Genomic DNA, 13,306 nt, shown 5'->3' with positions numbered 1-13,306 from the left:
CCCCTAATCGTAAATCGTTTCTTTCAGGCGGTTCAGCGCCTGTTCTGTTTCTTCGGCATCCGCGACCAGAGCGACGCGGATATATCCCTTGCCCGGATTCTGCCCGCCCACCTCTCGTGAGAGATAGGCTCCGGGCAGCACCTGTATCCCGGCGTCGCGCCAGAGCGTTCTGGCCGCGTCCTCGCCGTCTTCCACCGGCAACCACAGGAAAAACCCGCCTGCGGGTCCCTGATAGCCCGGCACATTACCCAGAACCCGGTCGGCCACGGCGTATTTCCGGTGATAAAGCTCGCGATTGGTCTGCACATGGGTTTCATCGGCCCAAGCGGCGGCACTGACAGCCTGCGCGGGCAGCGGCAGCGGCGCTCCGGCATAGCTGCGCAGGCGGCGGATCTGAGCGATTGCGGTCCTGCCTCCGGCGGCGAAGCCCGATCTGAGACCGGGCAGGTTAGACCGTTTCGACAATGAGTTGAACATCACCACCCGGTCGCTCAGCCCCATCCGCGATGCCACGGCCAAGGCTCCCGGCGGAGGCGTATCGCGATAGATCTCGGAATAGCATTCATCCGCGAAGACCAGAAAATCATGCCGGTCGGCCAGATGGATCAGACGCTCAAGATAATCCTCATCCGCAATCGATCCCTGAGGATTCGCCGGAGAACAGATATAGGCAATCGCCGTGCGCTTCAGCACCGCCTCATCAAGCGCCGTGAAATCCGGCAGAAACCCGGTTTCGGCAGTCGCCGGAACGAACACCGGCTCGGCACCGACAGCGGCGGCGGCGACGGCATAGACCTGATAAAACGGGTTCGGGATCAAAATGACCGGCTGCGCACCGTTTTTCTGCTGGGGACAGAGCGCCAGAGCCGCGTTGAACAGCCCCTCGCGCGTACCGTTCAGGCTGGTGATATGGTCCGGGACCACCTCCAGCCCGTGACGGCGGGACATCCAGCCGCAAATTGCCTCCAGCATGGCGGCGCTGCCTTCATTCGGGGGATATTTCCCGAAAAGCGCAATGCAGTCCGCCATGATCGGGGCCACGAAATCCGGGATCGGATGGCGAGGCTCGCCAATGGTCATGACGACAGGCTCGCCGCCGGGCTGGATACCCGACAACAACGCGCGCAAACGCGGAAATGCGTATTCCGGCAGGTTCGAAAACCGCTCGGTCTGTGCCATGACTGCCTCTCATTCGGGGTCGTGTCGCCCCGTTATTCCCCGAGATTACAAAAACGAGAGGCGTCAGTCCAGTGAACTTACGCTGAAAGCGCGATCTCGATGGCCCGGGCGACACGCAGCAGATGGCGGTCCTGACCGGCTGCACCCATCGCCATGATGCCGCAGGCGGGCCTTTCTGTTGGCAGGGTGATCGCAGGCAGGCCGAAAAGATTGCCGATCCGGGTATTGCGCAGGGTGAGAAGATTTTCAGCGGCAAAGAAATCCGCATCCGCCAGCAGCGCCTTTCGGTCCGGGGGCAGGATCGGCGCGGTCGGAAGGATCACTGCGTCGAACGGACCGACCTTGTCCGCCCAGTCACGGCGCAAACGATGCAGAGTTTGCCATGCTTCGACGAAATCCGGGGCCGAGACCTCTTTGCCCGCCCGGAACCGCGTCAGAATTGGCGGATACATCGCATCCGGCGCGTCCTCGATATGCGCCTTCCAGACGCCATAAGCCTCGGGCGCGAACAGGGTCGGAGACAGCGCCAGAGCCTCGGCAACGCAGGAAGGTGCCGCGCGTGTGACAGAGACCCCTGCCCTTGCCAAAGCCTCGACCGCCTCTTCGAAAGCCGAAACAGGGGCGTCGCGGGCATCCTCGAACGGAAGCCCGTCCAGCACCATCAGGCGCAGCCGTTTCGGCTCGGCCCCGGTCAGATCGGCAGAAGGCTGACCAGTGATCGCAGCGAAAAGCTCGGCGCAATCCTCGACAGCGCGGGCCAGCGGTCCGGCCACGTCGAAGCGAGGACAAAGCGGCACCACGCCGCGCATCGGCACCGCGCCCGGAGTAGGCTTGAACCCGACCAGCCCGTTCCAAGCCGCCGGAAGACGGATCGAGCCGCCCGTATCGGACCCGATTGTCGCCGAGGAAAGCCCAAGCGCGACCGATACCGCGGAACCAGAGCTGGACCCGCCGGGCGCAAGCGCCGGATCGAGCGCATTGGGCGGGGTCGCGGTTATCGGGTTCACCCCCAGCCCGCTGAAGGCGAGTTCGGTCATATGTGTCTTGCCCAGACAGATCAGCCCTGCGAGATCGGCATTTTCCAGCAGCCCGGCATCCCGGTCCGGTGTGCGGCCCTTCAGCAGGGCGGACCCGGCTTCGGTCGCGACGCCGCGACTGTCGATATTGTCCTTCCAACTGATCGGCACCCCGTCCAGAAGCCCCGAACGCAGCCCGGATTTCGCGCGATCATGCGCCGCAATCGCCTCGGACCGGGCGCGATCCGGTGTCAGCCGCGCGAAGATCAGATCGCGATCCGGGTGTTTCTCTGCCGCATCCAGATAAGCCTCGGTCAGATCGACGGGCGAGACCAGCCCCGCCATGATCGCACGGCCCTGCTCGCATGAGGTCTTGTCCAGCCAGTCCATCCCGCCTCCGCTGATTTGGCAGGAAGGCTAATCCGGGCAACGCCATACGTCCATCGCTTTTGCCGCATAGACGCGGACCGTGGCGCGGCATAATGTTCCGGCATGAAGAATGAACATGATGTCGTGATCGCCGGTGGCGGGCTGAACGGTCCGGCGCTTGGGCTTGCCCTTGTGAATGCGGGGCTGAACGTGGCTGTCGTCGATGCCGCGCCCGAAAGGGCCCGCAGCGCCGGGAATTTCGACGGTCGGGCCTATGCGCTTGCGCTGTCATCCGTCCGGCTGCTGCAAGGGATCGGCATCTGGCAGGAACTGGCCGGTCAGTCGCAACCCATCACCAAGGTTGTCGCACGGCAGGGGCGACAGGGCGATATCGGCCCGTTCGGCCTGTTCTTCGACGGGGCCGAGATCGAGGAGGGGCTTCTTGGTCATATGCTTGAGGACCGGTTCCTGTATCGCGCCTTGCTGGCCGCCATGCAGGAGCGGTTGTCGTTCCTGCCCGGCACGAAAGTCATCGCGCAGCAGGCCGATCCGGGCGGCATCAATGTGTCACTCTCGGATGGCCGCGTCCTTCGCGCCCGGCTTCTGGTCGGCGCCGATGGCCGCAGATCCGGCGTGGCCGAGCGTGCCGGCATAGACCGGACAGGCTGGGATTACGGGCAGACCGCGCTTGTCGCCGCTCTGGACCAGAGCAACAGCCATGACGGCACCGCGCATCAGATCTTTCTTCCGACAGGGCCGCTGGCGGTGCTGCCTCTGCCGGGGAAGCGGTCATCCGTGGTCTGGTCGCTGACCCGCAGCCGGGCCGAGACCATCGCGGCGCTTGACGATGCGGATTTCCTGTCCGTGCTGTCGCCCCATCTCAGCGATATTTTCGGCGATATCTCACTGGCCGGGCCGCGTTTTTCCTATCCGCTGAGCCTGACGCTTGCGAACAGCTATGTCGCGGAACGTGTGGCCCTGATCGGAGACGCCGCGCATGGTGTCCATCCGATTGCCGGTCAGGGGCTTAACCTCGGATTGCGCGACGTGGCGGCACTGGCGGAATCCATCGTCGATGCCATGCGGAACGGAGAAGATATCGGTTTCGCCACAACGCTTGACCGTTATCAGGGCTGGCGGCGCTTCGATGCAACCACGCTTGCGCTTGGCATGGACAGCGTCAACCGGCTGTTTTCCAATGAAAGCCGCCTGCTGGCCTCGGTCCGGGGCATGGGGATGGGCGCGATCAATGCGGTGCCGCCCCTGCGCAGACGCTTCATGCGGCAGGCTGCCGGGCTGAGCATCGACCCAATGCCAAGGCTGTTATCCGGCAGGCCGCTGTGAACCGACTCAGTCGGCCTTCAACTGACGGGCCTCGTCGATCAGCATGATCGGGATTCCGGCGCGGATCGGAAAGGCCAGCCCGGCGGCCTCGGAAATCAGCTCTTGCGCGGCGGCGTCATATCGCAGCGTGGCATGAGTGACCGGGCAGACAAGCGCCTCAAGCATATGCCGGTCAAATTCCGGAACCCGGCCAGCCTGCGGCGCGGCATCGGCTGAAACCTCATCATCGCTCATTGCATGACCTCTTCGTTTTCGCCGTGGCGCAATTCATATTCCAGCAATCCCTCAAGCAGTTCACGCCGCTGCGCCAGAGTACCGGTTTCCAGCAGGGCCTGCTTGTCCTGCACCTCAAGCGGCAACGCCATCGCCAGCGAGTTCACCAGCAGTTCGGTGTCCGCATCCTCGGCAGCCTCCCAGTCGGTCGAGAGATCATTCGCGTCCATATAGCGGCGCATCAGATCGAGAAACGCGGAACGGTCCAGCCCGGGATCGTCTTCGGCATCCGCATGATCGCCATCGAAGCCCGCCCAGTCGACATGTCCGGTCGGATAGGGCTGAAAACCCTGCTCGGCCCCGGTCAGCCGATATCGCGACACCTGCCCGAGCGAGATCAGATACCGGCCGTCTTCCTGTTCCGAAAACCCGACGATCCGCCCAGCCGAGCCGACCTGCGCAAGCACCTCGCCGCTTTCGTCCAACGGCTGTATCATCCCGATCAGGCGATGCGGGGTCCGCAGTGTATCCTCGACCATCTGAAGATAGCGGGGCTCGAAGATATCCAGAGGCAACCTTGTGCGCGGCAGCAGTACCGCACCAGGCAACACGAACAGAGGCAGGGTTTCCGGCAGATCGTAATCGCGCCGGATCATGCGAATATCAGGCTGGAGAGCTTGCGCCGCCCTTTCTGCGCAATCGGATCGGTCGGCTTCAGCGCATCGAAAATGGTGATGAGCTGCGCCTTGGCGGCACCGTCATTCCATTCCCGGTCACGACGGAAGGATTCAAGAAGCTGATCCACTGCATCTTCGACCTGACCCGACGCATGAAGCGCGGATGCATAATCGAAACGCGCCTGATGATCGGCGGGATCGGCCTCAACCCTGGCACGCAGGTCGTCCAGCGGACCGGCATTCGCTGCCTGCTGTGCAAGCTGCAACTGAGCACGCGCGGCCTCGACCGGCGCGGCAGAGGCAATCGCCGCGGGCACTTGCTGCAATGTCTGTTCGGCCTCCGCCTCTTTACCACCGGCAAGCTGCGCACGGATCAGCCCGCCCCAGGCTTCGGCGTTTTCCTGTTCCTCACCGATAATCGCCGCGAAGGTTTCGGCGGCATCGTCGAACGCGCCTTCGGTCAGCATCGCCTCGGCGGCCTCAAGCGCCTCGGCAAGCCCGCCATCATCGCCGGAAAGCTGCGTCAGCTTGTCGATGAACTTCTTCAGTTCAGATTGCGGAAGCGCACCCTGAAACGCATCCACCGGCTGACCCTGCCAGAACGCATACACCGTGGGAATCGACTGTACGCGCAACTGACCCGCGATCATCTGGTTTTCATCGACATTGACCTTGGCCATGACCACCCGGCCCTTGGCCTTGGTCACCTCGGCCTCAAGCGCCGGTCCAAGCGTCTTGCACGGCCCGCACCACGGCGCCCAGAAATCGACGATCACCGGCACCTGCATCGATTTCTCGACAACTTCCTGCATGAAGTTCGCCTCGGTGACATCCTTGATGATATCGCCTGCGGCGGGGGCAGCCGTGTTCTCTCCGATCAGCATTTCAGCCATTTCAACCTCGAATCCATGTTTGACGCCAATATGGGGCGTACGGGCTGTCAGCGAAAGGGGCGGTCACAGATCGAAGCTGGCAAAAACCGGCACATGATCCGATGGACCTTCCCAGCCGCGCACCGGACGCAGGACGCGGCTGCCATGACCGGCATTGGCGATATCGGGGCTGGCCCAGATATGATCCAGCCGCCGCCCCCGGTCCGAGGCAACCCAGTCCCGGTTGCGATAGGACCACCAGCTGTACAGCTTACCCTCGGGGATATCCTTGCGGGTGATATCGACCCACTTCCCCGCATCCTGAACGGCCGCCAGATGCTCGACCTCGATCGGAGTGTGGCTGACCACTTTCAGAAGCTGTTTATGTGACCAGACATCGTCCTCGCGCGGGGCGATATTGAAATCGCCGACGATGATGGAACGCTGCGGCGCGTTCTCGTGAAACACGTCCCGCATCTCGGTCAGGAAATCCAGCTTCTGCCCGAATTTCGGATTGACCTCACGGTCCGGGATATCGCCGCCGGCGGGGATATAGAAATTGTGCAGAACCACACCGTTTTCCAGCCGTGCGGAAACATGCCGGGCATGACCCATCGCGGCATAGTCCCGGTCTCCGGCATCCTCGATGGGCAGGCGCGACAGGATGGCAACGCCGTTATACCCTTTTTGCCCGCGTGCGACCATGTGGCGATAGCCGAGCGCATGGAACCCCTCGACCGGAATTTTCTCGACCGGAGACTTGCATTCCTGTAGGCACAATATGTCGGGAGACTCCTCGCGCAGCAGACGCTCGACAAGCCCCGCACGCAACCGAACCGAATTAATATTCCAGGTGGCGATGGTGAACATGGATGGCCTTTCTGTCTGATCGCGGAGCCTAGCGACGGCTTCCCTGAGTGTCGAGGCCGCGATAAACTTTCTTTCCTTTCCAATAGTTGGTCAGTACAACTTCGCAACCAGCATAAAAAGGGACAGAAGACATGACCATTGACGACGCGCTCGCCAGAGGCGGTGCCGGCCGTTTCCAGAAACGCCTTCTGGCGATCTTCGGGCTGGTTTGGGCCGCAGATGCAATGCAGGTGATCGCGGTCGGCTTCGCCGCTCCCTCGGTCGCGGTGACGTTCGGGCTGGAACGGGCGGTGGCCTTGCAGATCGGGACGCTGTTCTTCCTTGGCATGTTCGTCGGCGCGTTCCTGTTCGGCCGGGTCGCTGACAGGATCGGGCGGCGCAACGTCCTGTTGCTGACAGTTGCCGCAGATGCGCTGTTCGGCATCGCATCCGTCTTCGCCGGAGATTTCACCATTCTTCTGGTCCTGCGCTTCTTGACCGGAGTCGCCGTTGGCGGCACTCTGCCCGTCGATTATGCGATGATGGCCGAGTTCCTGCCCCCGAAGAACCGGGGCCGCTGGCTGGTCCTGCTGGAAGGGTTCTGGGCCATCGGCACCATTATCGTCGCCCTGACCGCATGGATCGCGGCATCTCAGGAAGCGGTCGCCGCATGGCGCTGGATCTTTCTTGTGGCCGCCCTGCCCGCGCTGATCGGAATATTTCTGCGTCTCTGGGTGCCGGAATCCCCGATGTTCCTGCTGAAAAACGGGCGGCACGACGAAGCGTTGCGCGTCGTCAACCGGGTTCTAGTCGCCAACGGAGCACAGAAACTGCCCCACGACACCGAACTGACTCTGGCCGCACCGCCCGAAGGAGCGCCGAGCTCTATCCTGTCGCAATCCCTGCTCAGCCGGACCATCGGGATCATGGCGGTCTGGTTTCTGGTCTCACTGTCCTATTACGGCGTGTTCATCTGGGTCCCCGGATGGCTTGCCAATGAGGGCATGGGCTGGGTCCGGGGCTATGGTTTCCTTGTCCTCCTCGCACTGGCCCAGATCCCCGGCTACGCGCTGGCGGCCTATGGCGTCGAGCGTTGGGGCAGACGCGCCACGCTGATGGGCTTCCTGATTGCCTCGGCGGTGGGTTGCTTCCTGTTTACCCTGTCGCTGAATCCGGGGCTCATGGCCATTTCGCTGATGCTGATGAGCTTCGCCCTGCTGGGAAGCTGGGGAGCCCTTTATGCCTTCACGCCCGAGCTCTATCCGACCAATCTGCGCGGTACGGGCATGGGCACGGCATCGGCTGTCGCGAGACTGGGCGGGCTGTTCGCCCCGACCCTGCTGACCTTCGCCTTCGCCAAGGGATTTTCCTTCGCCATCGGGGTGTTCGCGGCATTGCTGCTTCTGGGCGCTGTGGCATTGCTGCTGGTCAGAACCGAGACACGCGACCGCGCAATCGGCTGAATTTGTCCATTTTATCCATAATGATCAGGGGTGATTCTGCTCCTGATCATACGGTCGTTCAGCAATGCTGCCCCGGGACCATGCTTCAAACGGCAACCGGTATCTGTTTATCTGTTCTGTCACACCCCGTGGTATAGACAGAAAAGCCGCGTGATCGTCGGAAGATCACCAACCCGTATCTGACATCAAAAGACCCCGGCTTTCGCCGGGGCCTGAGAGAACAGAGAGATGGCGTGGCCGTATCCCCGAACCACTGGGCTTCGGCGCAATAACAACCGCACCCCGATCTGGTTCCCACTTTACGCGAAATTTTCAGGCCACCAGCCGGTAACCGCCGCTTTCCGTCACCAGCAACCGCGCATTCGAGGGATCCGGCTCGATCTTCTGGCGCAGGCGGTAGATATGGGTCTCAAGCGTATGGGTGGTGACGCCGGCATTATAGCCCCACACCTCATGCAGCAGCACATCGCGGGCAACCACACCATCCTGAGCACGATACAGATATTTCAGAATATTGGTCTCTTTCTCGGTCAGGCGGATCTTGCGGTCCTTTTCGTCCACCAGCATCTTCATCGCCGGTTTGAACGTATAGGGCCCAAGCTGGAAGATCGCATCCTCGGACTGCTCATGCGTCCGAAGCTGCGCCCGCAGACGCGCCAGCAGGACCGGGAATTTGAACGGTTTGGTGATATAGTCGTTCGCACCGCTGTCCAGACCCAGAATCGTGTCGGCATCGGTATCATGCCCGGTCAGCATCACGATGGGGCATTTCACGCCCTGCTTGCGTAGCCGCTTGCACAGCTCGCGGCCATCCGTATCGGGCAGGCCGACATCCAGAACCACCAGATCGAAGATCGCGCCTTTCGTGCTTTCGACAGCCTCGGCTCCGGTTCCGGCCTCGAATACGTCGAATTCCTCGGTCGCGACCAGCTGCTCGGCCAGAGCCTCGCGCAGATCTTCTTCGTCATCTACCAGCAAAATCTTTTTCAGTCCGGCCATGCTCTTGCCTCCTATGGCGTTGTCGCGCACAAGCTGGCTTGCGCCGGACGATCCGTCCAGCGATGTTACGAAAATCTCACGCGCTGTTGTCACCTGAGCGAGAAATGTTTCAGTTTGTTTCAGAATGAGCCTGCTGCCGACCCTTGCCGAACAGATTTCCCGGGCCCGCGCTGATCTGCGCATGGGGCTTGCCGTCGGCATTGGCGGCTGGCTTGTCGCGGCGGCAGAGACCATCCGCAGCGACCGGCTTGCCGCCCTGCGTCAGCTTGGCGATCCCATCATGGCGCTTTCCGCCAGACGGGCAGAAACACTGAAAATCCGGATCTATGACGGTGAGACGGCCCGGATTGGGATACCACAAGATGCCGGTCCGGGCTGGCTGCGGGCCATCGCCGATCCCTCGGCGGATATGATGAACCCGATGAAAGGGCCGTTCCATACGCTGCGCGGCGGCGACACGTCACCGCATCTTGCCGCCATCGCTCTGGCGAAATCCGCGCAGCTTCTTCCCGCGCTGATCATGGTGCCCGCCGAGGCACCTGCGTCACTGGTCCAACTGTCTCCCGGCCCATTGCTGGAGTCACTGGCCCGCGAGGCAACGCTGCATCCGGTGGCCGCCGCCCGCCTGCCGCTGGAATCCTCGCCGAATTCACGGCTGCACATCTTTCGTCCCGAGGACGGTGCCGCAGAGCATTACGCGGTCGAAATCGGCAACCCCGACCGCAACGGTACTCCGCTTGTGCGACTGCATTCCGCCTGTTTCACGGGCGATGTTCTGGGCAGTCTGAAATGCGATTGCGGGCCGCAGCTTCACACGGCGCTGCACCGGATGGGAGAGGCGGGCGAAGGCGTGCTGCTCTATCTCAATCAGGAGGGCCGGGGGATCGGGCTGGCCAATAAGATGCGGGCCTATGCGTTGCAGAATGAGGGTTTCGATACGGTCGAGGCCAATCACCGGCTGGGTTTCGAGGATGATGAGCGCGATTTCCGGATCGGCGCGGCGCTGCTGCGTGAAATGGGGTTCACCCGCGTCCGGCTGATGACGAATAATCCGCGCAAGGTGCTGATGCTGGGGACGCATGGCATCGAGGTGACCGAGCGTGTTCCACTGATCCTTCCCGCGAACCGGTTCAATCGCGACTATCTGGCGACGAAGGCCACGAAATCGGGGCATCTTTTGTGACGCCGGAAGACCTTTTCCTGACCCCGGCAGGGCTGCGCTTTCTGGGTCGCCTGATCCCGTGCAGCATTGGCCGTGGCGGTGTGTCGGCAGAGAAGCGCGAGGGCGACGGAGCCACCCCCGCAGGGCTACACCGCATCACCGGCTGTTACTACAGGCCCGACCGCATCCGCCGCCCTGCTCTTTGGGCGCAACCGATTGGCCCCGGGGATCTCTGGTGCGACAAAAGCGGCGACCCGAATTATAATCGGCTTGTCAAAGCCCCCTGTCCCGTCAGCCACGAAAAACTGCGCCGGGCCGATCCGCTCTATGACATCGTCCTGATCACGGACTGGAACTGGCCCAATGCCACCCCCGGCAAAGGCTCTGCGATCTTCCTGCATCAATGGCGTCGCCCCGGCTTCGCGACCGCGGGATGTATTGCGACCAGCCGCGAGAATATCGCCTTTATCGCACAACACGCCCGGCTCGGCAGCCGACTGATCGTCCCGCCATCAATCCCGAAATATCTCGGAATGCGCCGCAGCGCCCCGGTGACGCAGGTCTGAGAAACTCAGCCCTTATCCGAGTAATCCCGCGCCCCGAAAATCGCGCTGCCGACACGGATATGCGTCGCACCCTCGGCGATGGCCTCCTCGAAATCCGCGCTCATCCCCATTGAAAGCTGCGTCAGCCCCTCAGCCTCGGCCAGCTTGCGGAGCAGGCGGAAATGCGGCCGCGCCTCTTCGGATTCGGGCGGAATGCACATGAGGCCCTTTGGCTGCAGGCCAAGAGCGTGAAGCTGCTCCAGAAACCCCGCCAGCTCATCCGGCAGGATACCGGCTTTCTGCGGCTCATCTCCGGTATTGACCTGCACGAAAAGATCCGGCGCGGTCCCCTGCGCCTCTATCGCGGTGGCCAGCTTGCGGGCAAGCGACATGCGGTCCAGCGTGTGGATGGCATCGAAAAGCCCGACTGCCGCCTTCGCCTTGTTGGATTGCAGCGGCCCGATCATATGCAGCTTCAGATCCGGGTAACGCTCGCGCCAGCCGGGCCATTTGCCCTGCGCTTCCTGCACATAATTCTCACCGAAAATCCGGTGGCCCTGATCCAGAACCGACAGCACACGGGCATCGGGCTGAACCTTGCTGACAGCGATCAGTTCAACCGAGCCTTCGCTGCGTCCGCTTGCTTTTTCGGCATTGGCCATGCGGGTTCTGATGTCATCCAAACTCATGACATATAAGTCCCAAAAGAAAAGAGCGGGCGCAAGGCCCGCTCTTTCCGAATTCTGGTAATCGACTGGATCAGAACTTGAAGCGGATACCAGCGTCGACAACGGTGTCGTTCAGGTAGTCGGTATCGATGATACCACCGGCCAGAACAGCGCCGCCACCCAAATCGTATTCAGCACCCAGACCGAACGAGTCTGCATCAACATCGCCGAAATCGTCGCCGGTTACCGGGTTGATCAGGTCCGAGTTGAACTCGTCCCGGCGCCAGAAACCACCGATGGTGAGCGCGTCCATGTTGTACTCAGCCGACAGACCGTAGCTCTTTTCAAGCTCGTAGCCGTTATCGAAGGTCACGCCAATATCAGCGAAGTTAGCTCCGCCGCTTTCGATAACCAGCGAGTCGCGGTCCTGATAGTCCAGGTAAACAGCTTTCGCCGAGAACTGGTTCATCGTGATACCAGCAGCAACGCCGACTTCTTTCTGCTCGTCATGCTTCGCATAGGAAAGGGCGGCCCACCAGTTTCCGGCGTCGTATTTGGCTGCGATCGAGTAAGCAACCTGATCCGAAAGTGCGTCGGAGTCGCGATCGCCGAATTCGTTATATTCGTCAGCGCCATCGGTCGTCGCCCAATCGGTGTCGACGCCATCCGATGCCGAAGCATAGAACGAGAAGCGATCGAAGCTGTAGCTGTACAGCAGGTTCGGACCCTGATCGGTGTTCACACCGTCACCGGTCAGGTAGGTGAATTCTTCAACGTCGTAGCCAAAGCCGCCTTCGGTGTAGCCGACTGCATACAGGTCACCGATTGCTTCTTCAGCAGCCGATACGACGTCGCCCATTTCCAGTTTGCCGTAGGCACCCGAAATCCAGACCGCACCAGCGGTACCGTTGGAAGCCTTGCCTCCCGAGTCGTCCTGGTGGTCAACACGGAAAGTCGCACCGTAGGACAGACCGGCATCGCTTTCACCGGTGGCGGTGAAACGGATACGAGCACGGCTGCTGAACTGAGCGTCTTCGCCATCATAGATAAGACCCATACGGGCGTCGCCGGTGACGGCCACGTTGTTCTCTTGGGCTGCGGCGATACCTGCGGTCATTACGAGCGCGGTGGTCGCAAACAAAACCTTTTTCATGGTGTTCCCTCTTGTCTCTCGGTGTTCCCCCCAAAACCGCGTAAGTGCAGTTCTGGTATGATTGATGTGTCGCCCGTTCATCCCTGCAATGCAATTAAAAGGCCCCGGATATTACCTGATTGCCGCTGTTGTGGTGCACATTGGTCACACCGTGATCGGCGAGGCCCGGGGCCGGGAACTCTGGAAAAGCTTGTTCGCACCGGCTGATCCGCGCTAATGAGCGGCAAGGCCTTTGGCCATAGCAATAAAAGGACAGTGCCATGAATCGTTTTGCGCTCCGCTCTGCCGCAACATTCGCGCTCACCATGTCGCTGGTCGCGTGCAGCAGAGGCATCCCGCCATCGGACACGATGCAGCAGCCGAATGCGTCGTCGGAAATGATTGCAGATGGCGTCACCGAGGAAGGCAACTCGATCTGGGACCTGTTCTCGAATCGGCAAAGCACGAATGACACGGTCGCAGTGAACAAATATCTCTGGAATTCCAGCCTTGAGGTGCTGAACTTCCTGCCGATCCAGTCGATTGACCCCTTCACCGGCGTCATCGTGACCGGATACGGTACCCCTCCCGGAGGCGGGCGCAGCTATCGCGCAACGGTTCATATCACCGATCCGGCCCTTGACGCCCGCTCTCTGCGGTTGTCGCTGCAGGGACCCGGCGGTTCGGCTGTGGCTCCGGGGACCGTGCGCGCTGTCGAAGATGCGATTCTCACCCGGGCACGCCAGCTTCGCGTGGCAGACGGCAAGCTGTAAGTAAGGACTTACTTCTTACGCCCGCCAGCGTTAAACCCTCCGGGC

The 13,306-nt window shown here is 61.7% G+C and carries 14 protein-coding genes; 5 read left to right on the top strand and 9 right to left on the bottom strand.

Going from position 1 to position 13,306, the window contains the following annotated elements; genetic code table 11:
• Positions 1-3: 3 nt before the first annotated feature.
• Complete coding sequence (locus tag PAE61_RS17265) at positions 4-1,179, bottom strand: aminotransferase class I/II-fold pyridoxal phosphate-dependent enzyme (protein ID WP_271113571.1); 1,176 nt, start codon at positions 1,177-1,179, stop codon at positions 4-6.
• Between the two features lie 77 nt (positions 1,180-1,256).
• Complete coding sequence (locus PAE61_RS17260) at positions 1,257-2,585, bottom strand: amidase (RefSeq protein ID WP_271113570.1); 1,329 nt, start codon at positions 2,583-2,585, stop codon at positions 1,257-1,259.
• Positions 2,586-2,687: 102 nt separating this feature from the next.
• Between PAE61_RS17260 and PAE61_RS17255 the strand changes: the two genes are divergently transcribed.
• Positions 2,688-3,908 carry a UbiH/UbiF/VisC/COQ6 family ubiquinone biosynthesis hydroxylase gene (locus PAE61_RS17255; RefSeq protein ID WP_271113569.1) on the top strand — a complete coding sequence of 407 codons (1,221 nt, stop codon included), beginning with the start codon at positions 2,688-2,690 and terminating at the stop codon, positions 3,906-3,908.
• A gap of 6 nt (positions 3,909-3,914) precedes the next feature.
• On the opposite strand, the gene PAE61_RS17250 is transcribed toward PAE61_RS17255, so the two are convergent.
• The 4 genes from PAE61_RS17250 to PAE61_RS17235 form a co-directional block, all read right to left on the bottom strand.
• Complete coding sequence (locus PAE61_RS17250; protein ID WP_271115187.1) at positions 3,915-4,073, bottom strand: Trm112 family protein; 159 nt, start codon at positions 4,071-4,073, stop codon at positions 3,915-3,917.
• 65 nt (positions 4,074-4,138) lie between these two features.
• Entirely contained in the window at positions 4,139-4,777 is a 639-nt protein-coding gene (locus tag PAE61_RS17245) for an LON peptidase substrate-binding domain-containing protein (RefSeq protein ID WP_271113568.1), read from the bottom strand.
• Positions 4,774-5,691 (bottom strand): thioredoxin, encoded by a 918-nt coding sequence (gene trxA / locus PAE61_RS17240; RefSeq protein WP_271113567.1) that lies wholly within the window; start codon positions 5,689-5,691, stop codon positions 4,774-4,776. Before trxA ends, PAE61_RS17245 begins: the two co-directional genes overlap by 4 nt.
• A 63-nt stretch (positions 5,692-5,754) precedes the next feature.
• A complete protein-coding gene (locus tag PAE61_RS17235; RefSeq protein WP_271113566.1) occupies positions 5,755-6,540 on the bottom strand; it encodes an exodeoxyribonuclease III in 786 nt (261 codons plus the stop codon).
• Positions 6,541-6,671: 131 nt separating this feature from the next.
• On the opposite strand from PAE61_RS17235, the gene PAE61_RS17230 reads away from it, so the two are divergent.
• Positions 6,672-7,982 carry an MFS transporter gene (locus PAE61_RS17230; RefSeq protein ID WP_271113565.1) on the top strand — a complete coding sequence of 437 codons (1,311 nt, stop codon included), beginning with the start codon at positions 6,672-6,674 and terminating at the stop codon, positions 7,980-7,982.
• A 312-nt stretch (positions 7,983-8,294) separates the two neighbouring features.
• On the opposite strand, the gene PAE61_RS17225 is transcribed toward PAE61_RS17230, so the two are convergent.
• A complete protein-coding gene (locus tag PAE61_RS17225; RefSeq protein WP_271113564.1) occupies positions 8,295-8,981 on the bottom strand; it encodes a response regulator transcription factor in 687 nt (228 codons plus the stop codon).
• Positions 8,982-9,105: 124 nt separating this feature from the next.
• Here PAE61_RS17225 and ribA point away from each other — a divergent pair, with 124 nt between their 5' ends.
• A complete protein-coding gene (gene ribA, locus PAE61_RS17220; RefSeq protein WP_271113563.1) occupies positions 9,106-10,164 on the top strand; it encodes a GTP cyclohydrolase II in 1,059 nt (352 codons plus the stop codon).
• On the top strand, positions 10,161-10,709 hold the full coding sequence (locus tag PAE61_RS17215; RefSeq protein WP_271113562.1) for a L,D-transpeptidase family protein: 549 nt from the start codon (positions 10,161-10,163) through the stop codon (positions 10,707-10,709). Before ribA ends, PAE61_RS17215 begins: the two co-directional genes overlap by 4 nt.
• 5 nt (positions 10,710-10,714) lie before the next feature.
• Here the strand turns inward: PAE61_RS17215 and PAE61_RS17210 are convergent, their stop codons facing one another.
• The gene (locus PAE61_RS17210; RefSeq protein WP_271113561.1) at positions 10,715-11,377 is read right to left on the bottom strand and encodes a YggS family pyridoxal phosphate-dependent enzyme; all 663 of its coding nucleotides are present in this window, start codon (positions 11,375-11,377) and stop codon (positions 10,715-10,717) included.
• Between the two features lie 70 nt (positions 11,378-11,447).
• A complete protein-coding gene (locus tag PAE61_RS17205; RefSeq protein ID WP_271113560.1) occupies positions 11,448-12,509 on the bottom strand; it encodes a porin in 1,062 nt (353 codons plus the stop codon).
• A gap of 350 nt (positions 12,510-12,859) precedes the next feature.
• Here PAE61_RS17205 and PAE61_RS17200 point away from each other — a divergent pair, with 350 nt between their 5' ends.
• A complete protein-coding gene (locus tag PAE61_RS17200; RefSeq protein ID WP_434803140.1) occupies positions 12,860-13,261 on the top strand; it encodes a DUF3576 domain-containing protein in 402 nt (133 codons plus the stop codon).
• Positions 13,262-13,306 lie beyond the last annotated feature (45 nt).

The organism is Paracoccus aerodenitrificans (assembly GCF_027913215.1).
GTDB classification, from domain to species: Bacteria; Pseudomonadota; Alphaproteobacteria; order Rhodobacterales; family Rhodobacteraceae; genus Paracoccus; species Paracoccus aerodenitrificans.
Note: the sequence above shows the minus strand (reverse complement) of the source record. Positions and strands in the feature narration are given on the sequence as shown.

Coding starts and splice junctions, on each gene's coding strand:
- PAE61_RS17205 (WP_271113560.1), bottom strand. CDS start 12,509: ATGAAAAAGGTTTTGTTTGCGACCACCGCGCTCGTAATGACCGCAGGT.
- PAE61_RS17250 (WP_271115187.1), bottom strand. CDS start 4,073: ATGCTTGAGGCGCTTGTCTGCCCGGTCACTCATGCCACGCTGCGATAT.
- PAE61_RS17200 (WP_434803140.1), top strand. CDS start 12,860: ATGCAGCAGCCGAATGCGTCGTCGGAAATGATTGCAGATGGCGTCACC.
- PAE61_RS17255 (WP_271113569.1), top strand. CDS start 2,688: ATGAAGAATGAACATGATGTCGTGATCGCCGGTGGCGGGCTGAACGGT.
- PAE61_RS17225 (WP_271113564.1), bottom strand. CDS start 8,981: ATGGCCGGACTGAAAAAGATTTTGCTGGTAGATGACGAAGAAGATCTG.
- PAE61_RS17265 (WP_271113571.1), bottom strand. CDS start 1,179: ATGGCACAGACCGAGCGGTTTTCGAACCTGCCGGAATACGCATTTCCG.
- PAE61_RS17245 (WP_271113568.1), bottom strand. CDS start 4,777: ATGATCCGGCGCGATTACGATCTGCCGGAAACCCTGCCTCTGTTCGTG.
- trxA (WP_271113567.1), bottom strand. CDS start 5,691: ATGGCTGAAATGCTGATCGGAGAGAACACGGCTGCCCCCGCCGCAGGC.
- ribA (WP_271113563.1), top strand. CDS start 9,106: ATGAGCCTGCTGCCGACCCTTGCCGAACAGATTTCCCGGGCCCGCGCT.
- PAE61_RS17235 (WP_271113566.1), bottom strand. CDS start 6,540: ATGTTCACCATCGCCACCTGGAATATTAATTCGGTTCGGTTGCGTGCG.
- PAE61_RS17260 (WP_271113570.1), bottom strand. CDS start 2,585: ATGGACTGGCTGGACAAGACCTCATGCGAGCAGGGCCGTGCGATCATG.
- PAE61_RS17230 (WP_271113565.1), top strand. CDS start 6,672: ATGACCATTGACGACGCGCTCGCCAGAGGCGGTGCCGGCCGTTTCCAG.
- PAE61_RS17210 (WP_271113561.1), bottom strand. CDS start 11,377: ATGAGTTTGGATGACATCAGAACCCGCATGGCCAATGCCGAAAAAGCA.